This window comes from Pseudomonas mendocina (genome assembly GCA_037482215.1).
GTDB lineage: Bacteria > Pseudomonadota > Gammaproteobacteria > Pseudomonadales > Pseudomonadaceae > Aquipseudomonas > Aquipseudomonas mendocina_E.
In genome coordinates this window covers 1,188,661-1,214,034 of sequence record CP148074.1, presented here as the reverse complement: position 1 = coordinate 1,214,034, position 25,374 = coordinate 1,188,661, and the positions used below count along the sequence as shown (strand labels likewise).

The window sequence follows — 25,374 nt, the reverse complement described above, 5'->3', positions numbered from 1 at the left end:
TGTCTTTCACCCAAAAAGCACTGTATAAATAACCAGACAACAATTTGGAGGCCTTGTCATGCTGGTCCACCTGTCAGTTCACAACTATGCCATCGTGGAACACCTTGACCTTGAGCTGGACGCCGGCATGAGCGTGATCAGCGGTGAAACCGGTGCGGGCAAGTCGATCATGCTCGACGCCCTCGGACTAACGCTAGGCGACCGAGCTGACAGCGGAGTAGTTCGCCCCGGCGCAGACAAGGCCGACATTCTAGCCAGCTTCGACCTGAGCGATATTCCTGAAGCCCGCGCATGGCTTGCCGAGCGCGATCTTGAAACAGATGGTCCGTGCATTTTGCGCCGCGTCATCACCAGCGAAGGTCGCTCTCGCGGCTACATCAATGGCAGTCCATGCCCTCAAGGAGACCTAAAGGCCCTCGGTGAACTGATCATTGACATCCACAGCCAACATGAACACCAATCACTCCTTAAAAGTGAAACCCACCGGCGTCTGCTGGATGAGTTTGCTGGCAGCCAAGAGCTTGCCCGCCAAGTACAGCTTGCCGCTCAACGCTGGAAACAGACGCGCCACGAGCTGGAGCGACTCTCCAACCAGAGCGATGAACAACGCGCTAGACATCAGCTACTGAGCTATCAACTTGAAGAGCTGGAAAACCTTGCCCTAGGCGAAGATGAACTCGAACAACTGGAGCAGGAACACAAAAACCTGACCAATGCCGAGAGCCTGCTCAGCGCCTGTCGTTTGGTCATCGAGCTGTGTAGCGAAAGTGACTCCGGCAATGTGCTATCCGCACTGACCAGCGGCCTGAATCGCCTGAGCGCATTTCAAGGACAACCTGGAGCTTTAAATGAAGCGATCAACTTGCTGGCCAGCGCACAAATTCAGGTTGAAGAAGCAGTTGGAGAACTGAATCGCTTCCTTGACCACTTTGATGCAGACCCTCAGCGCCTGCAATACCTTGAAGAGCGGCTAGACACCATCTACACCCTCGCTCGCAAGCACCGAATTCAAGCGGCCGACTTGGGCAGCCTGCAACAGCAGCTCTTTGAAGAACTGGAAAACCTCAACGCTGACGACCAAGCCCTCGAGCGACTTGCCGAAGAACAGCACGCATATGCGCGCCACTACCAGGACAAAGCCGCCGAGCTGAGTGCCATTCGTAATGATGCTGCCCAGCGACTGGGAAGTGCTGTGGAAAGTGAGATGCAGAGCCTGGGGATGCCGGGCGGTCGTTTCAACGTCAAACTTACCCCTAACAGCAGTGATGAGCCGCATCCGAATGGCCTGGAACAAATCGAGTTCCTGGTCAGTGCTAACCCAGGTCAGCCCCTGAAGGCTTTGGGCAAAGTAGCTTCAGGAGGCGAGCTTTCGCGGATCAGCTTGGCGATTCAGGTCATTACCGCACAAACCTCACGCGTGCCGACACTGGTATTTGATGAGGTCGATGTGGGTATTGGAGGCCCAACTGCAGAAGTCGTCGGGCAATTGCTGCGCCGCCTTGGGGAACGTGGCCAGGTGCTTACAGTAACGCACCTGCCACAGGTCGCTGCGCAAGGCCACCAACACCTGTTCGTGCACAAGGTTCGCGAGAACAACGCAACCCGCACAGCGGTCAGCAAACTCAGCCCGGCACAACGAGTAGAAGAGATAGCCCGCATGCTCGGCGGCGTAGACCTCACCGAAGAATCTCTCGCCCACGCCCGGCAAATGGTCAGCCGCGCTCAGGGTTGAAACAATAAAGGCGACCTTAGGTCGCCTTTATTTCAGATCAGATACAGCCCAACGTTTGGGCTCAGATCTTCTTACGCACGTAAAGCACCAGATTGTGGTCAACCAGCTCAAAACCGTGCTCACGAACGATTTCGCGCTGACGGCGCTCGATTTCCGAGTCGATGAACTCGATCACTTCGCCCGTCTCCACGCAGACCATGTGGTCGTGGTGCTCACCGTCTGCCAGCTCGAATACAGCGTGACCGCCATCAAAATTGTGACGCACGACTAACCCAGCAGCCTCAAACTGCGTGAGAACGCGGTAGACAGTCGCCAAGCCGACATCATCACCCGCCTCCATCAGAGACTTGTAAACGTCTTCAGCGCTCATATGGCGCTGGCCCGCAGAATCCAGCATTTGCAGGATTTTAACGCGTGGCAAGGTGACCTTCAGGCCCGCCTTGCGTAATTCATTATTTTCAACCATGGTTTGCTTTCTCAAAGGAAGCGTCTTCGCAGCTTCCTTTATTGCGGGTATGATCCGGTAATTCGTTGCCCAGACAAGATAGTGGAAGTCACCCTCCGATGCAAAAAGCCAAGCTCCTGCTGACCAGCCTCTCCCTTACGGGGCTCTTCGCACTCGCCGGTTGTTCATTCCCCGGGGTTTATAAAATCGACATCCAACAGGGTAATGTCGTCACTCAGGATATGATAGACCAGTTGCGTCCAGGAATGACCCGAAAACAAGTACGGTTTATCATGGGCAACCCGCTGATCACCGATACATTCCACAGCAACCGCTGGGATTATCTGTACAGCATCCAGCCTGGTGGCGGTCAACGCTTGCAGGAGCGGGTCACCCTGAACTTCAATAATGACGACCAACTGATTGGTCTCAACGGCGATTTCATGCCGGGTGTCAGCCGCGACCAAGCGATCTTGGGTGAAAGTAGCGATGTCACCACTCCGACTACTGCCGCACCGCAACAAACGGAAGAAAAACCGGCGCCCGGTTCACTGCTTGAGCAGATCCAGGGCGAAGTTGACGATGTTCAAGTTGTGCCAGTGCCGACACCAGAACCTCTGGATCCGTCGCCGCAGTAATCTCTATCGCAAAAAAGCCCGGTCATTACCGGGCTTTTTTGTATCAGTCGAAATCATTCAGCACTTTCGGCTTTGGCCTGCGCAGCTTTTGCAGCCCGCTGTTTGCGAACCTCTTTAGGATCGGCGATAAGAGGGCGATAAATTTCGACCCGTTCTCCCTCTTCCAGCACTCGCTCGTCGGCCTTGGTGACCGCCTTACCAAAAATCCCCAACGGACTGTTCAACAAATCAAGGTCAGGGAAATGGCTGTCCATTCCAGACATCAGCGCGGCCTGACGAACAGTCGTACCGTAAGGTACATTCAGGCTTAAAAGCTTTTGTTTATCAGCCAAGGCATAGACGACCTCGACCACGATGGTGCGCTTATCCATAGAGTTCCTTGGCGCGCTGGCAAAAAGCATCCACCATGGTATTGGCGGCCTGATTGAATAACGGCCCAAGCGTTGCACGCACCAACGACCCAGCGTAGTCGAATTGCAGGTCGAGGCTGATTTTGCAGGCTTTGTCGCCTAACGCCTTGAATTCCCAGCGACCGTTCAGCTGAGTAAAAGGCCCTTCAGCCAAATTCAACTCAATCGACTTACCCGGCTCAAGGGTATTTGAAGTCACAAAACGCTGGCTTAACCCGCCCTTCGCCACTTCAAGACTGGCGCGCATATGAGTCTCGGAGACCTCGATGACTTCACTGGCGGAACACCAGGGCAAGAACTCCGGATACTTGGCCACATCATTAACAAGATCGAACAGCGCCTGAGCCGGATACGGCAATAGCGCAGAACGCTGAATATGGGTACTCATAACTCGACCATTCAATGAACCAATGCGGCCCGACCACTCGCGGCACCGCTGAAAACAGCCCGGGATAGCCCAGACCACAATAATACTATGCTGGTGACTCTAGCAGGCATTCGCCTTTCCGGAAGGGAGGCGCTTAGCTGCATCCCACAGCACGCGCAATAATACCGGGCTGTGCCGCCTATAACCATTTCCATCTGGAAGACGGATCAGCGAGTAGGTACTAGACACATAGCGCAGTCGCTTCAGAGCCCCTATAATGCGCGCCCTATGGCTAAACAAAAGAAACATCCGCAAGGCACCATCGCGCTGAACAAAAAGGCGCTGCATGACTATTTCGTCGAATCTAAGTTTGAGGCGGGCTTGGTCCTGTCTGGCTGGGAAGTGAAAAGTCTGCGCGCTGGCAAGGCTCAACTGGTCGACAGCTACGTATTGCTTAAAGACGACGAAGCCTGGCTGATGGGTTGCCATATTACCCCCCTGAAAACCGCCAGCACTCATGTGATTGCCGACCCGACTCGCACGCGCAAGCTTCTGCTCAATAAGCGCGAGCTAGACAAACTGTTTGGTGCCGTCCAGCAAAAAGGCTACACATGCGTTGCGCTGTCGCTGTACTGGAAAGCCCACCTGATCAAGTGCGAAATCGCACTGGCTAAAGGTAAGAAAGACTTCGACAAACGCCACACCATGAAAGAGCGTGATGCCGATCGTGAAGTCCAACGTGCCATGCGCACGAAAGGCAAAGGCGAATAATTCGCCTACTGAAAGCCCCGCTGACGCGGGGCTTTTGCATTGTGCACCCTACCCTAGTTGGGTGAATGCCAGTTTTATACCTAGCCCAACCAGCACCGCCCCCATCAACCGATCAAACCAGTGCCCCATGCGAGCAAAGCCGGAGCGCACTCGCTCATGGCTGAAGACTTGTGCAATCAGGGTAAACCAAAGCGCAGTTGCTAAAACCAAATACAGACCGTAGCTAGCCTGCATATGCAACGGGGTGTGGGGATCAATTACCACGGTAAAGAGTGACAAGAAGAACAACGTCACTTTGGGGTTCAACCCATTGGTTACAAACCCAGAGACGAATGCTGCACGCGGCGAACGCTCGCCTTCCTCTGCATACAGACGCTCAGCGTCCCCCGCCGCAGGCTTGGCCTGAAGCGCACGGATACCGATATACAGCAAATAAGCGGCTGCGAGCCATTTCAAGGCATTGAACAGAACGACCGACTGCGAAACGATCAGGCCGATCCCCAGCAACGAATACAGCACATGGATGGAAATTCCACAGCCGACCCCCCACGCACAATACCTCCCAGCCTTACGACCGTGGGTAACGCTCTCTTTCACTACCACAGCAAAGTCCGGCCCCGGACTTGCAACTGCCAGCAGATGAATCAGCGCCACGGTAAAAAATTCTGCCCAGTACATGCGCCCCTCGCATTACGACCGTTTCTGATAGTCTCAACACAATAGCTCACGCTCAAACACGCAGGATAGAGGCAGCTGATGACCCATAGCATAAAAGCGGTATTTCTTGATCACCACTCTCTTGATCTCGGCGACCTTGATTTCAGCAGCTTGGAATCCTGCTTTAGCGAACTAGTCCTGTACCCACAGAGCAGCCCTGAACAGATCGTTGAGCGATTGCAGGGCGCACAGGTTGCGATCAGCAACAAAGTGCAGCTAAGTGCCGAACACTTCGCTGCGTGTCCGGAATTGAAACTAATCCTTGTTTCAGCCACAGGCACCAACACCATAGACTTGGCTGCTGCTCGCAGCCATGGCATTACGGTGTGTAACTGCCAAGGCTACGGCACACCATCGGTAGCACAACATACATTGATGCTACTTCTGACACTGGCCACCAGCTTACCGGACTATCAGAAGGCTATCCGCGCCGGACGCTGGCAACAAGCTACACAGTTTTGCCTGCTGGACTATCCAATTATGGAACTCAGTGGAAAAAAACTGGGCCTGCTAGGCCATGGTGAGCTCGGCGCCGCTGTAGCCAAGCTGGCTGAAGCCTTTGGTATGACGGTATTACTGGGGCAACTCCCAGGCCGCCCAGCCCGCCCGGACCGCGTCCCTCTTAACGAGCTGCTGCAACAGGTCGATGCTCTGACCCTGCATTGCCCGCTAAACGATGATACCCGGGACATGATCGGCGCAGCCGAGTTAAGCCAGATGAAACCCGGTGCATTGATCGTCAACACCGCACGTGGGGGGCTAATCAATGAACAAGCCCTGGCTGACGCCTTGCGCAGTGGCCACCTCGGCGGTGCAGCCACAGATGTACTGACTCAGGAACCGCCACGCAATGGCAACCCGCTACTGGCTGATGATATTCCACGCCTGATCGTCACTCCACACAGTGCCTGGGGCAGTCGCGAGGCTCGCCAGCGTATTGTCGAGCAGCTCAGCCAAAACGCACAGGCCTATTTCAGCGGCGCAGCCATCCGCGTAGTCAGTTAAGCTACGCGACTTTTTCCAAGGAGCGCTTATGGACCCGCGAAGCGAAGTATTGTTGCGCCAGGCCGATTTGTTCGGAGGCCCGCTGTTATTAGCCGGCCTGCCTGCCGACGACCTGCTCAGCCACCTGCCTGAAGCTGAGGGCTGGAGCTGGCATGCAGGCGACGCTGCGCAACTCAATACACGCTTCCCCGGTCGCACTCACTTCGGTACAGCACCCGCCAGCAGCGGTTTTCAGGCTGCGGTCGTGTTCCTACCAAAATCTCGCGAATTGACCGAATACCTGCTCAACACCCTCGCATCTGAGCTAAACGGGCTGAATCTGTTTCTGGTCGGAGAAAAGCGCGCCGGTGTCGAGCGTGCCGCCAAACAATTGGCCGCGTTTGGTCAGGCCCGCAAGCTGGATAGTGCCCGGCACTGCCAACTCTGGCACGTAAAGGTCGAAAACGCTCCTACTCGGCCCGAACTGCACGACCTGGCCCAGCACTACGAGCTGGAGCTGAGCGATGGCCCGCTGAAGGTCCTCACCCTGCCGGGGGTATTCAGCCATGGCCGCCTGGACGTTGGTAGTGCCCTGCTACTCGAACATCTGGATGGCTTGCCGGACGGGCATATTCTTGACTTTGGCTGTGGCGCCGGGGTCCTCGGCGCCAGCCTCAAACGGCGCTACCCATCATCCCGCATTACCCTGCTAGACGTGGATGCCTTTGCTGTTGAGAGCAGCCGCCTAACCCTTGCAGCCAACGGCTTACAGGCTGATGTTATTGCCGGTGACGGCATTGATGCTGCTCCGCACAATCTCACCACCATCCTCAGCAACCCACCGTTCCATCAAGGTGTGCACACCCATTATCACGCCACGGAACATTTGCTGCGTCAGGCCAAGGTGCACCTGACAGCCAAAGGCGAGCTGCGTCTGGTCGCCAACAGTTTCCTAAAATATCCGCCACTGATTGAACAGCACCTAGGCCCGTGCCAGACACTGGCCGAGAAAAACGGCTTCCGCATCTATCGTGCCCATAAATAGTTCAGGCTTGCCCTTATTGGATTGCATAGGCAAAATGCGCCCTGTCCTAGGGGAGTAGTCTCCCGCGAGCCCCACGCTCGCCCGGTTCGCGTCAACATACTTGCTCCGCAGAGCATGGCGCGAACGACCCGAAGCCCACGCAGTTGGGCCTGTGGTTTGACAAGACCTATGACACGCACAACCTTACCCGGGGTGGGGAGGCTGTACGTGTCATAGCCGTGTCTACCCGCCCCCTAAGGAAGCCTGATGCTTGAATCCCTGCTCGTACCTACTGGTATTGTCGCCTTGGCTGAAATTGGCGATAAAACCCAACTGCTCGCACTATTGCTTGCCGCCCGTTTTCGCAAACCTTGGCCCATCATCTTCGGCATCATTGTTGCCACCTTGGCGAATCACTTTGCCGCAGGTGCTGTTGGTAATTGGGTCGCCAGTTTCTTCTCTGCAGCGACACTGAGCTGGATTCTGGCCGCGAGCTTTGTCGCCGTTGCTTTATGGACCTTGGTGCCGGACAAGCTGGATGATGATGAAAGCTCGAGCCTGAAACGCTATGGCCCATTCCTCACCACGCTGATTGCTTTCTTCCTGGCTGAAATGGGTGACAAGACCCAAGTAGCGACGGTGATGCTTGCCGCACAGTACCCATCATTTGTGATGGTCGTGATCGGGACAACATTGGGTATGTTGATTGCCAACGTGCCAGTGGTGCTGGCTGGTAACTTTGCCGCTGACCGTTTGCCGCTGACGCTGATCCGTCGTCTCGCGGCCACAGCGTTTGCCCTTCTGGCAATTTATGCTGCGTACCAAGCCATGAAGCTCAGCGGCATCATATAACAGGCTCCTAAGTGCATTAAAAAAGCCCCGTTACCGGGGCTTTTTTACTTAGCCGTTGTTTTTTGCTTGTTCGTACAGCGGCATCACCTTAGGGATTGCCTGCTGCAGTGCTGAAATACGACTGGATGACGACGGGTGCGTGCTCATGAACTCTGGCGGCGCCCCCTCATTGGCTGTGGACATCTTCTGCCACAAGCTGATGGCAGCGTTCGGGTTGTAACCAGCACGTGCGGCAAGCTCAAGGCCGATCAGGTCCGCCTCATTTTCATTGCTACGACTATTGGGCAAGGTCATACCGTACTGCACGGCAGCATCGGCTAGAGCCATGCTATCAGCCCCCAGACCCAGCAAGGCGCCTGCGCCCTTTTTACCCAGCTCAATGCCATAGGCCTTGGACATAGCCTCACGTCCATGTTCACGTAAGGCGTGGGCAATCTCATGCCCCATGACTGCGGCGATTTCGTCATCGCTGAGGTTCAGCTTTTCGATGATGCCGCTGTAGAAAATAATTTTTCCGCCGGGGCCACAATTAGCGTTCAGCTCATCGCTTTTGATTAAGTTGACCTCCCAAGCCCACTGCGCAGCGTCTTGCCGGAAGTTAGGCGCCTGTTTAATCAGACGATCAGCAATGGTCCGCAATCGCTTGGCATTCGCACTGGTGTTATCAAGAACACCCTTACCAGATGCTTCATTTAGGGTTTGCTGATACGACTGTGCATACATCTGATCAACTTCAGCAGATGACAGCATGCTGAACATGTACTGCTTACGCTCCACGCCAACTGCACCGCCGCTGGTGGTATTCACCGCCTGGCAACCCGCCAGCAAAGCTGCCGTTGCTACGCAGCCCACAATACCCGCCTTAAACATCAACCGACCTCCTTGAATGGCAAGCCCCTATGCTAAGTCGCCGTCATATGTGGGGCAACCGACACACAAATGATGTCAACGCGCTATCAATCAGCAAAATTTACAGCTAAAACTGTCCGGCGTGATCGAGTTGACATTCCATCTAAGGTTTTCCCCAGAACAGCCGAAACAACTCTCAGGCTAACTCCGGGTTTGGAGCCATCATGAAATTCAGATCTATTCAGTTTTCTGTCGTTTTACTTGCTGGAGCCAGCGTACTGGCAGTAGTGGTAGCTCTGGTCTTATACGCGCTCTTTGCAAGTAACCGCACCCAAAACCTCGTTGAACAGCGAACGCAAACTCTGCTTGAACACGTGCTGGAACAACGCCTCTCGGCCTTGGTCCTAGCCCAGGCCAATAACATCCAGCGCGAGCTGGAGATGCCGCTGCAAATAACGGCTGACTTGGCAAGGGTGAGCGCCATGCTCGGTGAAACCGATGCCAATGGCTCAGCACTGATAAACGTTAGCCGGGAAGAACTGGCCAACCTGCTACACAAAACCACAGAACAGAACCCGAAAATCCTAGGCTCATATTTCGGCTGGGAGCCCAATGCCTTTGATGGCAGCGATGATCTCTATGCCGGTGAGAAGGGTAACGGCTATGACGGCACGGGCCGCTTCCTCCCTTGGTGGTATCGCAATGCGGATGGCTCACTGGGTATAGATGCCATCAGCATGATGGAAAGTGACAAACTGCTGCCAACTGGAGTGCGCGAGGGCGAGTACTACCTGTGCCCCAAAGAGCAAAAACGCCAGTGCGCGATTGATCCAGCGCCCTATGAGGTAGGTGGCAAAACAACAATGCTTGCGTCTTTCACCTCCCCGATTTTGGTGAAGGGCCAATTCATGGGCATTGCCGGTGCTGATTTGGCTCTGGACTTCATTCAGGACTTACTCGTCCAGGCCGATAACCAGCTGTATGACGGCGCTGGAGAAATGGCACTGATCGCCAATAACGGCCGACTAGTCGCCGCCACCCAACACCCTGACAAATTAGGTGAGCCTGCCAGCTTGCTGCTAGATGAGCAGGAAACCCGGGACATCGCCAAGCTCGAATCCAACAAACTGCTGTATTCCGTCGACACGACCAGTGATGCCAATAACCACCATATTGAGCTGTATTACAACTTCACAGTAGGGCAAACATCTACCCGCTGGACGCTCATGCTGATCCTCCCGATGAAAACGGTCATGGCTGACTTGCATGCCCTCCAGAAGGACCTAGCAACGCAGCGTGACACGGATGCCATGGGCATGACTTTGGTCGGCCTTCTGATTGCTGGGCTTGGCCTGGTTGTCATTTGGTTTGTAGGCCACGGCATTGCCCGCCCGCTGCGGCAAATGGTCGGCATGCTGGATGATATTGCCAAGGGCGATGGAGATCTGACTGTCCGCCTGAAGGTTGATCGCGAAGATGAACTGGGCCAGATTGCCCAAGGCTTCAATGCTTTCCTCAGTAAACTGCAGACCATGATTGCTCAAGTGGTAGGTTCTGTTCAGAAAGTCAGTGACTCTTCCGAGCACACTGCTGACATTGCCATTCGCACCAATCAGGGAATGCAGAAGCAGCTGGCGGAGATTGAGCTGGTTGCCACCGCCGTTCATGAAATGACAGCGACCGCGCAAGATGTAGCACGCAATGCCACATTTGCAGCCGAATCAGCCAATCACGCCGACCTTGCTGCCAATCAAGGTAAGCAAACAGTGCAAGAAACTGCGACCGCTATTGGCGCCCTGGCCGAAGAGATTGGTCGCGCCGTTACCGTGGTGCAAACGCTGGCCAAAGACAGTGAAAACATCAACGCGATCCTTGTGGCCATTCGTGGTATCGCCGAGCAGACTAACCTGCTGGCGCTCAACGCGGCGATTGAAGCGGCACGAGCCGGCGAACAGGGTCGCGGCTTTGCTGTAGTGGCAGATGAAGTGCGAAACCTTGCACAGAAAACCCAGCAAGCCACTGAAGAAATTCAGGTCATGATCCAGCAGTTGCAGAACGGTACCCGCGAAGTTGTACGGGTGATGGAGCAGAGCCAGGCCAAAACCAACGACAGCGTTGAACATGCCAACGAGGCTGCCAACTCTCTGGAAACCATCACCCAGGCGGTCTCAGTGATCAACGATATGAACACCCAGATCGCCAGTGCTGCCGAAGAGCAGAGCGCGGTGGCTGAAGACATCAACCGCAACGTTAACAACATTGGTCAGGTAGCAAATGAAGTGGCCAGCGGAGCTGATGAGGCCAGCCAAGCCAGCGCCGAGCTGACACGACTAGCGGAGCAACAACGCCGCCTGATCAATCAGTTCAAGGTCTGATCGCGGTTATAAACTCAAAGGCCCGGCACTTAACAGACTGCCGGCCCTTTGCATATGCGCCACATTTTATGCTGGTGTTAGGCATTCAGGCCCATTGAGTTTGGGATCATTCACCAGCGTAGCCAGTACCCGCTCACGCATAATTGGCTGTGGTGCATCCAGCAAAGCCTGCAACTCTTCAGGTGTCGCATCATCCGCTAGCCACCGAGCCTGCGCGGCCTCATCCATGATCACAGGACGACGCAAACTCGCCGCCGGTAGCGTGATCATCGCGCAACTGAGATAAACGTGGCCTTCGACCGGGTAGGCCTCCCAAAGCGCTGCAAAATACAGCAGCGAGCTTTCAGCCGTAATCCAGTAAGGGCGCTTACGTGCAGACCCACGCCACTCATAGAAACCATTAGCGGCTATCAAGCCACGACGCTGGCGGAATGCATCACGAAACATCGGCTGGCTGGCCAACGTCTCACTCCTGGCATGGGCAGGTGTACGGGTCATATCTGTTAACCAAGGAGGCGTCAGCCCCCAACGTGCCCGCGCCAATTGCCTTTGCCCGTCCACATTACGCAGCAACAAAACCTGATGGTGCGGGGAAATATTCCAGTGAGGTGCTTGATCTGCCGGAAAACCAGGCAAGGCTGCAAATGCCTGTGTCCAGCGAAATAGCGCAAATCGTCCACTCATGGAATAACTCGGAGCACTCGGAAAATTGGAGCGATGATCAACACAATAACGAGCCTGGCACGTTCAAGGGTTCGTCATCTGGTATAGGTTGCGCCGCATTGTAACCAGCAATCAGCGTCTGCGCCCGGTCGACATCAGCATCGTCCACCATAAGCCTTAACAAACCACTGACCGGCAGCTCGCCAACAGCACCGAGTAAGTGCTGCCCAGCCAGATAGGCATCAATACCCTCACTGGCCAGCATTGACCTCAACAATTCACCTTCCATCATGTCCCGCGGTTCGTAGACGCTTTGCATGTCCCCCTCCTACGACTCATCAGGCCCATGAATCATCTTGGCTACGCATGTAGCCAAAGATTCCCATCATCCAACACCTGTTTAACAGCCAAGATAAAAGTTACGCGTATAATGGGACCATCGGGTTCTGTCCTTGGTTTAATGCGCATGCCAGCTCCACGCAGCTGCCGTCTCCAGACAGTGCCGCTTTACAGTCACCCACAACAAGAGATGATGATGGGCGAATTTGATGCCATCCGACCTTATGCCGATGCAGAGGTACCTGCTGTACTCGCACGTCTTTTGTCAGACGATGCATTTTTAAACATTCTGACCCAGTTTCGTTTCCCGCGCCTGGCAAGCTCTCTGGGCTGGCTGCTCAAGCCACTGATTGCTTACCGTTTGCGCGCCAAGTTCCGTGACGTACACAGCGTCGCGGATTTGCAGGTGCATGTTGAAGGTTACGTTGACCGCACGATTGAGCGCGCCACAGATGGTGTGACCTATACCGGCATTGAGCACCTGCAAAAGGGCAAGGCGTATCTGTTCCTTGCTAACCATCGCGATATTGTCATGGATCCGGCTTTCGTTAATTACGCCGTCTACCATGCTGGCTTAGAGACACCCCGCATTGCCATCGGTGATAACCTGCTGCAAAAGCCTTTTGTCAGCGACCTGATGCGCCTGAATAAAAGCTTTATCGTCCACCGTTCCCTCACTGGGCGACGTGAAAAGCTCGCGGCGTATCAACTGCTTTCAGCCTATATCAATCACTCGATACTCAACGACGGCCAGTCGATCTGGATTGCTCAGGCTGAAGGACGCGCAAAAGACGGCGACGACCGCACCGACTCTGCGATCCTTAAGATGTTCCACATGAGCCGTAAGGATGAGCCGTTTGCAGAGGTGATCGACAGCCTTAGGCTGATCCCGGTGTCCATCAGTTACGAATATGATCCTTGCGATCTGGCCAAGGCCCGCGAACTCTATATCCGCGCCACAACCGGCAGTTATACCAAGGCCCAGGGCGAAGACGACTTGAGCATCGCCCAAGGCATTACCGGCTATAAAGGACGCGTTCACATCCATTTCAACGAGCAGGCCCGTCATAACCTTGAGGACAGCAAATTGCTCGCCACTGAGGTGGACCGTGAGATTCTGACGGGTTATCGGCTGTTCCCGGTGCACTACCTGGCGTACGCCATGTGGGCAGAACGGGACCCTGCACTCAATGTCCCGGCGGCCAGCGAGCTGTTCCCAGCGCAAGAGTTGGAAAAAGCCGAAGCCGAATGGAAACGGCGCCTGGACAGCTGCCCGGCAGAACAACAGCCTTACCTTGTTCTGCAATACGCGACACCGGTGCGTAATCAGTATCGGATCAAGGCAGGCCTAGCTCTTTAAGCCCCGCCTTATTCGCTCATAAAAAACGGCAGCTCTAAAGGCTGCCGTTTTTGTTTGCCTGCCAGTAAGGGCTGACTGGCCAAATCCACACGCTTTACACCTACAACGAAGTGCTGACCCATGAAAGCATCAGGGCGAGCATCAGCGTGGCGAAGGCAAAACAATAAAAGAAGCGATTCAGGCGCTGCGTGGGGTCATCACCCGACCAAGCCTGCAACGTAACCTGCTCAGCCAGACCAGCACGCTGTACACGTGCACGTGTTGCAATCGCCAACCAAGAACCTGCAAGTGCAAAAAATAATGCCAGACCATTGAGCCATTGGGCCGCATACCCTTGGATCATAACCCACAGAACTTGCAACGACATAGACAACCTCAGGTAATGCAAGCCACCAGCCCGGAACGGCCAGCGCGTTAAAAAAGCGGGCATCTTACAGAGCCAGCACTGCTACATCAGAAATTTCCGACGAGTCGCGAGGACCACAGTCACAGGACTTTGTATGCCTCATAAAATGCACATTTCGGACATAAAAAAACCCGGAAGATTCCGGGTCTTTTTGTCGCGCAAAGGCTTACTGCCCCAGCATCTGACCGATGGTTGGGTCCTTAAATGCGCGAGTCAGGGCATCGCTCAACACATCACTGACCAGCTTGTTGTTGGTGGCCTGATTCGGCGCCATACCGAAGCGCTGATTCAGCGACGCACCATAACGCCCGGTATAACGGCGGCTGCTGTTTTGTACGTCAACGCGAATATTGGCCGTCATGTCAGCCTCGGTCACATACAGCTTGTCTTTAGGCGACTGATACTTCAGCTCAGCCAAAGTCAGCGTTAGCTGGGGTGCATTGTAGGCATTTGGGGTCGGGGTAAAGCCCAGCAGGCGAACTGCCATCTCAGCCTGGGCCTGTAATTTCGGCACAACAGCATTGCTGGATACGCTGATTGCGCTGGTTTCCGGATAAAGACCACCGCGTGTCCCCAGCACTTGGGATGGACGGCCATCAACCACTTTAACAACCACCGGCTGACCGTGACCTACAGCAGTCAGAGGGGTATTCAGCTTCGGTTCAGGGCTCAGTTGCTGCGGGCTATGCGCACAGCCCACCAGAGAAATACTGGCAACAGTCAAAAGACCCAACAGCAGACGACGCAGCATGCTTATTTCTCCTACCCAACTCAGTAAGTCTTAATTGGCGCGCAGTATAACGACCTTGTGAAATGCCGCCCAGCACAGCCTGTTAGTACATTTGTTGCGCATGAGGTTCCCGTCATAACCCTGTCACCCAAACATGGGATAAAGGTCATGTCTGCACGAACAAGGGGGAAAAACACATGTCATTGCTGAAACGCCTGCAATCGCTGCTCAACCCTGTACGCACCTTTGCGCTGGTCGATCAGCAGGGTGTTTGTCGCGCCCTGCGCCAGTCTGCACAGCTTCCTCAAGGCGCGCAGTGGGTTGAAATTGAAGAGTACAGTCTAAGCTTACTCAGCCGCCCATTACCGCTGAATGCTCGCCGCAGAGCTAGCCAACAGGCAGATAAACACTGCGCTGCGGTGACCGCCCGCGCCTGATTTGAAGAAATGTCACTTCAAACGACCCATTTTCCCTCTTTACCCTTATAATCGCGCCCGATTATAAGGTCGCCTCCTGAACCGGGCCTGCCGTAGCGCTGATGCACCTTCATCGGCCGCGCCCCAGAGAGTCGCCCGCTTCACTCAGCTGACAAAACCTGTTCCCGAAACGCCGGTCAAATTACACAGTTTGCCCAGCAAGATCGGAAAACAGTTGTAGCTGCTGTGATTTGAGGTTCACGACTCCAAAAGAGCGTGAAAAAAACGGTTGGAAAAACTTCAAAAGAGTGTGGCGAAAATGAACAATTCTATGGTTGTTAACAGCCTGAAGAAGTCTGCCTCCTGCACCTATGAGTATCTCGTCGACTGCTGATCGGCGGTGTGAATACACGCTCGTTTACGTCTATTGAGTACAGGTTTGCGGAGAAGTGGTAATGGCGCAGAACGCTTACGAAACAGTGGATGTGGTGCTGGTTGGTGCCGGCATCATGAGTGCGACCTTGGCCGTACTGTTGAAAGAGCTCGATCCCAGCATCAAGCTGGAAGTGGTCGAGATGATGGCCTCCGGGGCGCTGGAAAGCTCTAACCCGTGGAACAACGCAGGCACCGGCCACGCCGCCCTATGTGAGCTGAACTACACACCAGAGTCAGCTGACGGTTCGATCGACATCAAGAAGTCGGTCACCATCAACACACAATTCGAAGAATCCAAGCAGTTCTGGGCCTATCTGGTCGAGAAGGGTCACTTCAACTCACCCAAATCCTTTATCAACCCGGTTCCGCACATCAGCTTCGTGCGCGGTCCGAAAGATATCGCTTACCTGAAAAAACGCCACAGTGCGCTGACAGCTCACCATGCCTTCGAGGCCATGGAGCTGACTGAAGACCGCGCCACTATGGCTCAGTGGATGCCACTGATGATGTCAGGTCGCGACGCTAACGAACCTATTGCCGCCACCCGCGTGGAGGCTGGCAGCGACGTTAACTTCGGTCGCCTGACCCTGAATCTGCTGGATCACTTGGGCAAGCAGGAAAATGCCCGTGTTTCCTGCAACCAGAAAGTGGTCGGCCTGCAACGCAGCGGAAATGGCTGGCTGGTCAACGTCAAAGACCTGAACAGCGGCAACACCCGCGAGATCCAAACCAAGTTCGTTTTCCTTGGTGCTGGCGGTGCGGCGCTGCCGCTGCTGCAAATGTCAGGCATCCCTGAAGGCAAAGGCTTCGGTGGTTTCCCGGTCAGCGGCCAGTGGCTGCGCTGCGACAACCCGGAAGTGGTCAAGCAGCACCAGGCCAAGGTGTACAGCATGGCTGCGGTAGGCTCACCGCCCATGTCGGTTCCGCACTTGGACACCCGCGTGGTAGACGGCAAAACCTCTCTGCTGTTCGGCCCGTACGCGGGCTTCACCACCAAGTTCCTTAAGCGCGGCTCGTTCCTTGATCTGCCAATGTCGGTGCGTCTGAACAACATCGGCCCGATGCTGGCGGTTGCCCGTGACAACTTTGACCTGACTAAGTACTTGGTTAAAGAAGTGCTGCAATCTCAGGATCAACGTTTGGAAACCCTGAAGGGCTTCTACCCAGAAGCTAAAGCCTCAGACTGGCGCTTGGAGATTGCAGGTCAGCGCGTGCAAATCATCAAGAAAGACGCCAAGAGTGGTGGCGTTTTGCAGTTCGGTACGGAGCTGGTGGCCGCGCAAGACGGTTCCATCGCCGCACTGCTGGGCGCCTCACCGGGCGCATCGGTGACTGTTTCCATCATGCTGGACCTGATCAAACGTTGCTTCGGTGACAAACTCAAGTCTGAGCAGTGGAGCAGCAAGCTGAAGGAAATTTTCCCGGCCAGCCGTACCGAAATGGCCGAGGATGCAGCGCGCTACAAAGAGGTTCAGGCCCGCTCCAACGAGCTGCTACAGCTGAACATCAGCAGCAACGTTTGATCGTCAGCCATAAAAAAACGCCCTTCGGGGCGTTTTTTTATGGCGCACTAAAGGCTCAACAACGCTGAGCGAGTTTTGCCTGCAGCTGTTTACGTGCCGTATCCACTTGGTCATCGCTGTAATAATTGCGCGTACCGTCTGCCTCCTGACGGAAGTAGCGACGACCTTCAGGAATGGAGCTCAGGCGCTGACGCAGTTGCTGGCACTCTTGCGCGCGCCTGCCTTGAGCTTCACGTGCCTTGGCATCATCACGGGCTTGCTCTTGTCTGCGCGCATCATAAAACTGGCTGGCCCGGGCCTCCCGATCACGAGTAAGTTGATCGCGCTCCACCACCTGAGGCCTCACCTGAACCTGCTCGGCCCCCTGCCCTGCTGGACGCTGACCGAAGTGCACTTGTCCATTAGCGTCTGTCCAGCGATAGATTTCAGCTGCAGCCAACCCCGGCAGAATCAAGAGGCACCATAAAATGCGCATCACACAAGCCCTGTGCATATAAGAGCTGCCGAGCATAGCTGGCCACCCGCCAAACTTACTAGATCAGGGCTTAACCGGCGTGACTTTGACCGCAGGTTCTCCGCCATGGCCCAGTTGACGCAGCGTCTCGATCCTAGCGCGGGCACGGAAGGCGTACTCACTGTTCGGATAGTAGGCAGCAATAAACTGGTAAGTCTGCACGGCATCAACGTACAGCGCCTGCCGCTCAAGGCATTGCCCGCGTAACAGGGAGATTTCCGGCTGGATATAACGACGGGAACGGCTATTACGCTCGGCCTTGGACAGATACAAAATCGCCGCTTCACAGTTGCCTTGATCGTACGCCTCATAGGCCTTGTTCAAATTACTGTCGAGATTATGCCGTGTGGTGCAGCCCGCCAAGCCTGCAAGCAGCAAAGCCATTACTAAAATTCGCATGTGTTCTCTCCTCCGATGGGCACGTTATCGGCCATGCTGCAAAATTCTTCAGGAGCATAACCTCCGTTGGGTCTTACCTGATCGACGATGACCGCTGGGCAGCCGTCCAAATACACTCAAAACCTCGGTCCGTGTGCTCTGGAGCAATCATGCTGCCATTTTTCCGCTTGCCCTTACTGGCCTGCACACTGCTATTGAGTGCTTGCTCGCCTACGACCCCGCTATTCATTGCACAGATAACCACCAATGAAGTGGTGGAACACAAAGCAATGAAAGAACACCGCATGCAGGCAGCCCTCGAGGACGAAGGCGATCTGCTGACCTACAGCGCCCTAGCCATGCGCGATGCAAAGACAGATCAGGCTCAATAGCTATACCTCACAGGCTACAAAGACCGGAATCTGGGCGACGATGTACGGGCCATCGCGCTGTATCAGATCGGCCTGATGTATATGAACCGCTTTAATGACCAACGCAATGACACCGTAGCACTCAACTATTTCTACAAGGTGCTCAATGAGTTCCCTGCCAGCCGCGCCGCCGAACGGGCATAAACCCGCATTGTGATGATGCGTCAGCGCTCCGGAGAGGCCGCACAAAAAACCTCTCGTGAGCTGCTTGCCAACTGGCAGCCCAACCAGGAGCTGGACCTGTACAAGCCCAGCTTGGATCAGGGTATGACCTTGTTATCGCGCAGAGCGGTACTCAAAAAGCGTGTGGATGAAGCCGAAGAGCTATACCTACTGGCCTTGAGTGATCCCGGCATTCCCGCCGATATAAAAGAAAAGGCCCTTTATCAATTAGGCCTAATGTTCATGGCAAGTGACAACCCACAACCTAGCCGGGAAAAAGCCATCACCTACTTACGGCGCCTATTGGTGCAATACCCAGAGAGCAGCCTGCGCGAGAAAGCTGCCAGGCACCTGGATCAAGCCCTAAACCGCCGGATAATGGCACCAACGTATTAAATAGAAGCAATTTTGCTAGCTTTTGCGTAAGTAGCGCTCCGGAACAATGACTACATCACTTGAGCGTAGTAGCCTCCCATGCAGTTGCTACTCAGGAGTTTGTGCATGTCCATACGCCGTACCAAAATCGTCGCTACCCTTGGCCCATCCAGCAACAGTCCAGAAATTCTTGAACAGCTGATCATTGCTGGTCTGGACGTAGCTCGTCTCAACTTCTCGCACGGCACTCCGGATGAACATAAAGCACGCGCTCAGCTGGTGCGTTCTTTGGCTGCAAAAAACGGTCGCCATGTAGCGCTGTTAGGTGACCTGCAAGGGCCGAAAATCCGTATCGCCAAATTCGCCAATAAGCGCATTGAACTGAATGTTGGCGACAGCTTCACCTTTTCCATCAGCCACCCGCTGACCGAAGGCAACCAGCAGGTTGTTGGCATCGACTACCCCGATTTGGTCAAAGACTGTGGTGTTGGTGACGAGCTGCTGCTGGACGATGGCCGCGTGGTGATGCGCGTCAAAGACGCCACTGCAACCGAACTGCATTGCGAAGTGCTAATCGGCGGCCCGCTCTCAGACCATAAAGGGATCAACCGTCGAGGTGGTGGCCTGACAGCTCCGGCACTGACAGAAAAAGACAAGGCCGACATCAAACTGGCGGCAGAAATGGAGCTGGATTACCTGGCCGTTTCCTTCCCCCGCGACGCCTCTGACATGGAATACGCCCGCACCCTGCTTAAGGAAGCTGGTGGTACTGCCTGGCTGGTGGCCAAGATCGAGCGCGCCGAAGCGGTTGCTGATGACGAAGCCCTCGACGGCCTGATCCAAGCCTCTGACGCCGTGATGGTTGCCCGTGGCGATTTGGGTGTGGAGATCGGCGACGCAGAACTGGTTGCCATCCAGAAGAAAATCATCCTGCACGCACGCCAGCACAACAAGGCTGTGATTGTGGCCACGCAGATGATGGAATCCATGATCCAGAACCCGATGCCAACCCGCGCCGAAGTGTCCGATGTGGCCAACGCCGTACTGGACTACACCGATGCGGTCATGCTCTCGGCCGAAAGTGCCGCAGGCGCCTACCCGCTGGAAGCCGTGCAGGCCATGGCGCGTATTTGCTTGGGGGCGGAAAAACACCCGACCAGCAAAACTTCCGGACACCGGATGGGCAGTGAGTTTGAGCGCTGCGACGAAAGCATCGCCCTGGCCTCCATGTACACCGCCAACCACTTCCCGGGTGTTAAGGCGATTATTGCCCTGACCGAAAGCGGCTACACCCCGCTGATCATGTCGCGTATCCGTTCCTCGGTGCCGATCTTCGCCTTCTCCCCGCACCGCGAGACTCAAGCGCGTGCGGCACTGTTCCGTGGCGTTTACACCGTACCGTTCGATGCAGCTGCGCTGCAACCGAGCGAGGTGAGCCAAGCTGCGGTAGATGAACTGCTCAAGCGTGGTGTGGTTCAGGCCGGTGACTGGGTGATTCTGACCAAAGGTGACAGCTACCACACCATTGGTGGCACCAACACCATGAAACTGCTGCATGTAGGTGAAGCGCTGGTCTGATCAGCCAACACTCGCTAAAGGGCCGCTCACTGAGCGGCCTTTTCGTATTACAGGGATACCACATGTGTATCGCAGTGTTGGAGCGACTTCAGTCGCGAATGACTGGACAGAACCGCACAGCGGTGTCGGTCACAACGTTCCCGGATTACGCCTGCGGCTAATCCAGGCTACGGACTGAGCCAGGTCCTATAGCCAAACAACTCCAGCCCCAATCACCGACTAGGCAAACTTGCTGAAATCCGGCTCGCGCCGCTGCATAAACGCGGTCAGCGCTTCAATGGCTTCGGGTGAGCGCAGGCGCTGACCAAACAGTGCGCCTTCTTCTTCGATCACCTTTCGCAATTCTTCCCGCCCCGGTTCACGCATCAAGCGCTTGCTGTCGCTAACAGCTGAGGGCGCCAGCTTAAGGAAGCGCAGAGCCGCCTCACGCGCCGTATCCAATACGCTAGGACCATCTTCCAGCGCATGATTGGCGATCCCCCACTGCGCGGCCTGTTCTCCGGTAAAACTCTGCCCCAACAGCAGCAACTCAGCAGCTCTCACATGGCCCAGCAGACGCGGCAGAATTAAGCTGGAACCATACTCAGGGCACAGCCCCAAGTTGACGAAGGGCATTTTGAGCGTTGCATTGCGCCCGACATAAACCAAATCACAGTGCAGCAGCAGGGTTGTACCAATCCCAACTGCCGGGCCGTTCACTGCCGCAACAACTGGTTTGCTGAAGTCAAACAACGCCTTCATAAACTGGAACACTTCACTGTTCAGCCCAGTTGGCGGTGCCTTGATAAAATCAGCAACATCGTTACCGCTGGTAAAGCAGCTGTCTCCGCCGGTAATCAGCACAGCCCGCACGCTCTTATCCTGATCAGCCTGTTCCAGAGCGTCAGCCATAGCACTGTACATGGCGCGGGTCAGGGCATTTTTTTTGTCAGCACGGTTCATACGCAAGGTAACCAGACCTTGTTCGCGCTCGACCAACACATGTTCGCTCATGGCACATCCTCAAGGCTGTTCGGCCACCCACCGGCAACCGATCGGTCTAGGCGTGCGGCAAGAAGCTGTCAGCGAAAATCTGGCTGCGCGGCAAACCTGCAAGGTAGAGGCGGCGCGCAAAACTTTCGACATTGTCAGGGTGGCCGCAGAGTAAGGCGATGCTCTGACGCGGAACAAGGCGCAGTTCAGCCAAAGCAGCGGTCAAGTCGGACGAAACTATTAACTCGACCTGTAGATTGGAGTGGATTGCTTCCAGTGCTTTCAACTCATCCCTGAGGTAGTGCGAGGCTGCATCACGCGCCACATGCAACAAGCGAACAGCGCCCTGGTGGTCATTGCGTATGGCTTCGCGCAATACCGAATATAGAGGCGCCAATCCAGTGCCCGAAGCCATCAGCAGCAACGGCCTACTCTGCCATTCAGGGTCATAGTGCAGTGCCGCGCCATGAAGCTGCCCAATGCGTAATTCGTCCCCCACACTCAACTGGCGTGCAACACTGGCAAAAGCGCCGTCTCGACTGCAGTCGATATGGAACTCCAGCCATTCGTCTTCCGCTGGCAAACTGGCAACCGAGTAAGGTCGGATAACACCACTTAGGGCACAAAGCGAAACATGCTGCCCCGCCCTATAACGCAATGCACGCTCAGGCCTAAGCCGCAAGAGAAGCACATCCTGGGCAGGCCAGTCGCAACTGATTACACGGGCAGGCAGCGCATCTTGGGCAGGGTCAAACACCTCAATGGACGTGTTCTCAACAACCGCGCACTGACAGGCCAAGCGCCACCTCTGCTCCAGCTGTTCAGTGCTCAATGCATGGGGTTTATTGTCCAGTAGCGTGCCAGTCAGGCACCGCACCAAACAGGCGTGACAGCTCCCGGCCCTGCAGCTGTAGGCTACAGGCACGCCAGCGCGCAAGAGACTATCAAGAAGATTGGCTCCCGCTTCGACGACCAAACTGCGGCCACTGACACGCAAATCAGGCAATTGCATTCCCCCAATTAGCCATGCAGCGATTACGCCCTTCCCGCTTCGCCCGATACAACGCCTGATCAGCACGCCGCAAAGCACTGTCCAAAACATCGCCATGGCCGAGCAACGTCATTCCGACTGAGAGGCTCAAAGCGCCCGCCTTCATTCCCTCGGGATGGACCTCGTTGAATGTTTTACGTAAACGCTCGCAGCATGAAATGAGCTGGTCTGGATCACTATTAGGCAACAAGAGGACGAACTCCTCGCCACCATAACGCGCCAGAACATCGCCCTCGCGCAGACAGCCTTTGGCAACCTTTGCAAACAGCTGCAAAACAGTGTCACCCGCAGCATGCCCGTACTCGTCGTTGATGATCTTAAAGTTATCCAGATCAATTACTGCGATACCAAACAGCTGGTCGCTCCCCACACTCTTGAGGGATTCGTTCACGACAGTTTGAAAATGCCGCCGGTTGTAAAGCCCCGTCAGCTCATCAGTGGCAGCCAAGTTTTCCAGCTTGCGCATCATGTCGCGCAATGCATCTTGGTTAGCCTTAAGCTCGTGACGCCGCTGGCGCATACGGGATCGCAGTCTGAATACGTAGTGTGCAAACAACGTCATCCACACCAGCGTTCCGGCGAGAATGCAGCCCTGCACAAGCACCTGCCGTGTGTCGACTACATTCTCGACAACGTACTCATACAAATGCGCACAGACGAACCCAGCAAAGGCAAACAGCGCACAGCCGACAAATGCTTTGGGCTTTAGCTGAAAAAGCCCAAACAATAGAACCTGGCTGTAAAGAACCAGCAAACTACTGCTGACCTCATCCATGACAACCAATAGCAGGCTGACCCAAAAAAGTCCGAAAAGGACTTGGGCAAGGGTCAAACTTGGGTCTTTAAAACGCAGATTAAGCCGTGAAATAAAAAGCGCCAGAAATATTGACTGACTGAAAACCAGTATTCCGACAGCCAGCAACGCACGATCCTGAGAGAGGGTAATAAGCCCGACTGAAGTCGCTAAAAAGCTAATGGCGCATATCAGCAGATAGGATATCTGCGCCATTGCAAATCGCCTCAGCAGCAAAGACTGAAACGAGAACTGCGAATGTGGCGGAGAAAGCATCTTCATGGCGTCACGGGCTCCGTCCCATGCTGGCACAAAGATTTCACTTTAAGCCAATTACCCAATAAAAAACCAGCGTAGACCGCTAGCCAATAGCCTCTGCCTATTGGCGCTTAAAAGCCCTTGAAGGTGTCCGCATAAGGGCTTGCAGGGTATACTAGACGCCCTTTTTATCCTGAGCCTCCGGCCCTGATAAAGTTGTGCGCTGGGGCTGCCCGGCGCTCTTCAAAGTTCCTGCCCTATTAAAGGAGCGCGCCTAGCATGACCGTGATTAAGCAAGATGATCTGATCCAGAGCGTTGCCGACGCCCTGCAGTTCATTTCCTATTACCATCCCGTGGACTTCATCCAGGCCATGCATGGGGCCTACCTGAGAGAAGAATCCCCGGCTGCACGCGACTCTATCGCGCAGATCCTGATCAACTCGCGTATGTGCGCCACTGGCCACCGTCCGATTTGCCAGGACACAGGTATCGTCACTGTATTCGTCCGCGTAGGTATGGACGTACGCTGGGACGGCGCCACCATGGGCGTTGACGACATGATCAACGAAGGTGTTCGCCGCGCTTACAACCTGCCAGAAAACGTTCTGCGTGCCTCCATCCTGGCCGACCCAGCTGGCGCACGTAAAAACACCAAGGACAACACGCCTGCGGTTATCCACTACTCCATCGTCCCTGGCGACAAAGTGGAAGTGGACGTTGCAGCCAAAGGCGGCGGCTCCGAGAACAAGTCCAAGATGGCGATGCTCAACCCGTCCGACTCGATCGTTGACTGGGTGCTGAAAACCGTTCCGGAAATGGGCGCAGGCTGGTGCCCGCCTGGCATGCTCGGCATCGGCATCGGCGGCACCGCTGAAAAAGCAGCCGTGATGGCCAAAGAAGTGTTGATGGAGTCCATCGACATTCACGAACTCAAAGCACGTGGCCCACAAAACCGCATTGAAGAGCTGCGTCTGGAGCTGTTCGAGAAGGTTAACCAGTTGGGTATCGGTGCCCAGGGCCTGGGCGGTCTGACCACCGTTCTGGACATCAAGATCAAAGACTACCCGACTCACGCCGCCTCTCTGCCGGTGTGCATGATCCCGAACTGCGCAGCCACCCGCCATGCACACTTCGTGCTTGACGGTTCCGGCCCTGCTGCTCTGGAAGCGCCGGATCTGGACGCCTACCCGGAAATCGTCTGGGAAGCAGGCCCAAGCGCCCGCCGCGTCAACCTCGACACCCTGACCCCAGAAGATGTACTGAGCTGGCAGCCGGGTGAAACCATCCTGCTCAACGGCAAGATGCTGACTGGCCGCGACGCCGCTCACAAGCGTATGGTCGACATGCTGAACAAGGGTGAACAGCTGCCGGTAGACCTCAAAGGCCGCTTCATTTACTACGTTGGCCCGGTCGATCCGGTTGGTGACGAAGTGGTTGGCCCTGCTGGCCCGACTACTGCGACGCGTATGGACAAGTTCACTCGCCAGATTCTGGAAAGCACTGGCCTGCTGGGCATGATCGGTAAATCCGAGCGCGGACCGATCGCCATCGACGCAATCAAGGACAACAAAGCCGTTTACCTGATGGCTGTTGGCGGCGCGGCCTACCTCGTGTCCCAAGCGATCAAAGCGTCGAAGACTGTTGCCTTCCCGGAACTGGGTATGGAAGCGATCTACGAGTTCGAAGTGAAAGACATGCCGGTTACTGTGGCAGTCGACACCAAAGGCGAGTCGGTACACATCACTGGCCCGGCGATCTGGAACAAGAAGATCCACGAAAGCCTGGCCGTCGAGGTCAAGTAATCGTCCCAATAAAAAACCCGGCT

The 25,374-nt window shown here is 55.2% G+C and carries 26 protein-coding genes, 1 pseudogene and 1 riboswitch; of the genes and pseudogenes, 13 read left to right on the top strand and 14 right to left on the bottom strand.

What is annotated here, in order from left to right; all coding sequences use genetic code 11:
* Window positions 1-58: 58 nt before the first annotated feature.
* A complete protein-coding gene (recN, locus tag WG219_05460; protein WXL26921.1) occupies window positions 59-1,732 on the top strand; it encodes a DNA repair protein RecN in 1,674 nt (557 codons plus the stop codon).
* Between the two features lie 61 nt (window positions 1,733-1,793).
* On the opposite strand, the gene fur is transcribed toward recN, so the two are convergent.
* Window positions 1,794-2,198, bottom strand: a complete 405-nt coding sequence (fur, locus tag WG219_05455; protein WXL26920.1) for a ferric iron uptake transcriptional regulator — start codon at window positions 2,196-2,198, stop codon at window positions 1,794-1,796.
* Between the two features lie 98 nt (window positions 2,199-2,296).
* On the opposite strand from fur, the gene WG219_05450 reads away from it, so the two are divergent.
* Window positions 2,297-2,815: an outer membrane protein assembly factor BamE gene (locus WG219_05450; GenBank protein WXL26919.1), complete on the top strand. Its 519-nt coding sequence runs from the start codon at window positions 2,297-2,299 to the stop codon at window positions 2,813-2,815.
* 53 nt (window positions 2,816-2,868) lie between these two features.
* Here WG219_05450 and WG219_05445 read toward each other — a convergent pair whose 3' ends face one another.
* Both WG219_05445 and WG219_05440 read right to left on the bottom strand, forming a co-directional pair.
* Window positions 2,869-3,186, bottom strand: coding sequence for an RnfH family protein (locus tag WG219_05445; GenBank protein WXL26918.1), 318 nt, complete (start codon window positions 3,184-3,186; stop codon window positions 2,869-2,871).
* The gene (locus WG219_05440) at window positions 3,179-3,613 is read right to left on the bottom strand and encodes a type II toxin-antitoxin system RatA family toxin (GenBank protein WXL26917.1); all 435 of its coding nucleotides are present in this window, start codon (window positions 3,611-3,613) and stop codon (window positions 3,179-3,181) included. Before WG219_05440 ends, WG219_05445 begins: the two co-directional genes overlap by 8 nt.
* A 267-nt stretch (window positions 3,614-3,880) precedes the next feature.
* Between WG219_05440 and smpB the strand changes: the two genes are divergently transcribed.
* A complete protein-coding gene (gene smpB, locus WG219_05435) occupies window positions 3,881-4,363 on the top strand; it encodes an SsrA-binding protein SmpB (GenBank protein WXL26916.1) in 483 nt (160 codons plus the stop codon).
* A 48-nt stretch (window positions 4,364-4,411) separates the two neighbouring features.
* On the opposite strand, the gene WG219_05430 is transcribed toward smpB, so the two are convergent.
* Entirely contained in the window at window positions 4,412-5,041 is a 630-nt protein-coding gene (locus WG219_05430) for a LysE family transporter (protein WXL26915.1), read from the bottom strand.
* 78 nt (window positions 5,042-5,119) lie between these two features.
* Between WG219_05430 and WG219_05425 the strand changes: the two genes are divergently transcribed.
* The 3 genes from WG219_05425 (at window position 5,120) to WG219_05415 (ending at window position 7,940) form a co-directional block, all read left to right on the top strand.
* Window positions 5,120-6,085, top strand: a complete 966-nt coding sequence (locus WG219_05425; protein WXL26914.1) for a 2-hydroxyacid dehydrogenase — start codon at window positions 5,120-5,122, stop codon at window positions 6,083-6,085.
* Window positions 6,086-6,113: 28 nt separating this feature from the next.
* Entirely contained in the window at window positions 6,114-7,109 is a 996-nt protein-coding gene (locus WG219_05420) for a class I SAM-dependent methyltransferase (protein ID WXL26913.1), read from the top strand.
* A gap of 37 nt (window positions 7,110-7,146) precedes the next feature.
* Window positions 7,147-7,279: riboswitch (yybP-ykoY riboswitch) on the top strand.
* Window positions 7,280-7,355: 76 nt separating this feature from the next.
* Window positions 7,356-7,940 (top strand): TMEM165/GDT1 family protein, encoded by a 585-nt coding sequence (locus WG219_05415; GenBank protein WXL26912.1) that lies wholly within the window; start codon window positions 7,356-7,358, stop codon window positions 7,938-7,940.
* Between the two features lie 48 nt (window positions 7,941-7,988).
* Here WG219_05415 and WG219_05410 read toward each other — a convergent pair whose 3' ends face one another.
* Complete coding sequence (locus tag WG219_05410; GenBank protein ID WXL26911.1) at window positions 7,989-8,810, bottom strand: M48 family metallopeptidase; 822 nt, start codon at window positions 8,808-8,810, stop codon at window positions 7,989-7,991.
* A gap of 203 nt (window positions 8,811-9,013) precedes the next feature.
* Here WG219_05410 and WG219_05405 point away from each other — a divergent pair, with 203 nt between their 5' ends.
* Complete coding sequence (locus WG219_05405) at window positions 9,014-11,164, top strand: methyl-accepting chemotaxis protein (GenBank protein WXL26910.1); 2,151 nt, start codon at window positions 9,014-9,016, stop codon at window positions 11,162-11,164.
* A 66-nt stretch (window positions 11,165-11,230) separates the two neighbouring features.
* Here WG219_05405 and WG219_05400 read toward each other — a convergent pair whose 3' ends face one another.
* Together WG219_05400 and WG219_05395 are read right to left on the bottom strand one after the other, a co-directional pair.
* On the bottom strand, window positions 11,231-11,848 hold the full coding sequence (locus WG219_05400) for an SOS response-associated peptidase (GenBank protein WXL26909.1): 618 nt from the start codon (window positions 11,846-11,848) through the stop codon (window positions 11,231-11,233).
* Window positions 11,849-11,885: 37 nt separating this feature from the next.
* Window positions 11,886-12,146, bottom strand: a complete 261-nt coding sequence (locus WG219_05395; GenBank protein ID WXL26908.1) for a DUF2007 domain-containing protein — start codon at window positions 12,144-12,146, stop codon at window positions 11,886-11,888.
* A gap of 213 nt (window positions 12,147-12,359) precedes the next feature.
* Here WG219_05395 and WG219_05390 point away from each other — a divergent pair, with 213 nt between their 5' ends.
* Window positions 12,360-13,526 carry a 1-acyl-sn-glycerol-3-phosphate acyltransferase gene (locus WG219_05390; GenBank protein ID WXL27945.1) on the top strand — a complete coding sequence of 389 codons (1,167 nt, stop codon included), beginning with the start codon at window positions 12,360-12,362 and terminating at the stop codon, window positions 13,524-13,526.
* A 100-nt stretch (window positions 13,527-13,626) separates the two neighbouring features.
* Here the strand turns inward: WG219_05390 and WG219_05385 are convergent, their stop codons facing one another.
* Both WG219_05385 and WG219_05380 read right to left on the bottom strand, forming a co-directional pair.
* Window positions 13,627-13,893: a hypothetical protein gene (locus WG219_05385; protein WXL26907.1), complete on the bottom strand. Its 267-nt coding sequence runs from the start codon at window positions 13,891-13,893 to the stop codon at window positions 13,627-13,629.
* Window positions 13,894-14,098: 205 nt separating this feature from the next.
* Window positions 14,099-14,683, bottom strand: coding sequence for a YajG family lipoprotein (locus WG219_05380; protein ID WXL26906.1), 585 nt, complete (start codon window positions 14,681-14,683; stop codon window positions 14,099-14,101).
* A gap of 176 nt (window positions 14,684-14,859) precedes the next feature.
* Between WG219_05380 and WG219_05375 the strand changes: the two genes are divergently transcribed.
* Window positions 14,860-15,099 (top strand): hypothetical protein, encoded by a 240-nt coding sequence (locus WG219_05375; GenBank protein ID WXL26905.1) that lies wholly within the window; start codon window positions 14,860-14,862, stop codon window positions 15,097-15,099.
* 434 nt (window positions 15,100-15,533) lie between these two features.
* The gene (mqo, locus tag WG219_05370) at window positions 15,534-17,036 is read left to right on the top strand and encodes a malate dehydrogenase (quinone) (GenBank protein ID WXL26904.1); all 1,503 of its coding nucleotides are present in this window, start codon (window positions 15,534-15,536) and stop codon (window positions 17,034-17,036) included.
* 55 nt (window positions 17,037-17,091) lie between these two features.
* Here the strand turns inward: mqo and WG219_05365 are convergent, their stop codons facing one another.
* Together WG219_05365 and WG219_05360 are read right to left on the bottom strand one after the other, a co-directional pair.
* Window positions 17,092-17,511 (bottom strand): DUF4124 domain-containing protein, encoded by a 420-nt coding sequence (locus WG219_05365; protein WXL26903.1) that lies wholly within the window; start codon window positions 17,509-17,511, stop codon window positions 17,092-17,094.
* A gap of 63 nt (window positions 17,512-17,574) precedes the next feature.
* Window positions 17,575-17,949, bottom strand: coding sequence for a tetratricopeptide repeat protein (locus tag WG219_05360; GenBank protein WXL26902.1), 375 nt, complete (start codon window positions 17,947-17,949; stop codon window positions 17,575-17,577).
* Window positions 17,950-18,098: 149 nt separating this feature from the next.
* On the opposite strand from WG219_05360, the pseudogene WG219_05355 reads away from it, so the two are divergent.
* Window positions 18,099-18,917, top strand: a pseudogene (locus tag WG219_05355) (outer membrane assembly lipoprotein YfiO).
* A gap of 105 nt (window positions 18,918-19,022) precedes the next feature.
* Window positions 19,023-20,474: a pyruvate kinase gene (gene pyk / locus WG219_05350; GenBank protein ID WXL26901.1), complete on the top strand. Its 1,452-nt coding sequence runs from the start codon at window positions 19,023-19,025 to the stop codon at window positions 20,472-20,474.
* Between the two features lie 219 nt (window positions 20,475-20,693).
* On the opposite strand, the gene WG219_05345 is transcribed toward pyk, so the two are convergent.
* From WG219_05345 to WG219_05335, 3 genes are read right to left on the bottom strand one after another with little or no spacing between them, the layout of a single operon-like run.
* Window positions 20,694-21,467, bottom strand: a complete 774-nt coding sequence (locus WG219_05345) for an enoyl-CoA hydratase (protein ID WXL26900.1) — start codon at window positions 21,465-21,467, stop codon at window positions 20,694-20,696.
* A gap of 46 nt (window positions 21,468-21,513) precedes the next feature.
* Window positions 21,514-22,452, bottom strand: coding sequence for an iron-sulfur-binding ferredoxin reductase (locus tag WG219_05340; GenBank protein WXL27944.1), 939 nt, complete (start codon window positions 22,450-22,452; stop codon window positions 21,514-21,516).
* On the bottom strand, window positions 22,445-23,566 hold the full coding sequence (locus WG219_05335; GenBank protein WXL27943.1) for a GGDEF domain-containing protein: 1,122 nt from the start codon (window positions 23,564-23,566) through the stop codon (window positions 22,445-22,447). The genes WG219_05340 and WG219_05335 overlap by 8 nt, the downstream gene beginning before the upstream one ends.
* Window positions 23,567-23,827: 261 nt before the next feature.
* Between WG219_05335 and WG219_05330 the strand changes: the two genes are divergently transcribed.
* Complete coding sequence (locus tag WG219_05330) at window positions 23,828-25,351, top strand: fumarate hydratase (GenBank protein WXL26899.1); 1,524 nt, start codon at window positions 23,828-23,830, stop codon at window positions 25,349-25,351.
* Window positions 25,352-25,374 lie beyond the last annotated feature (23 nt).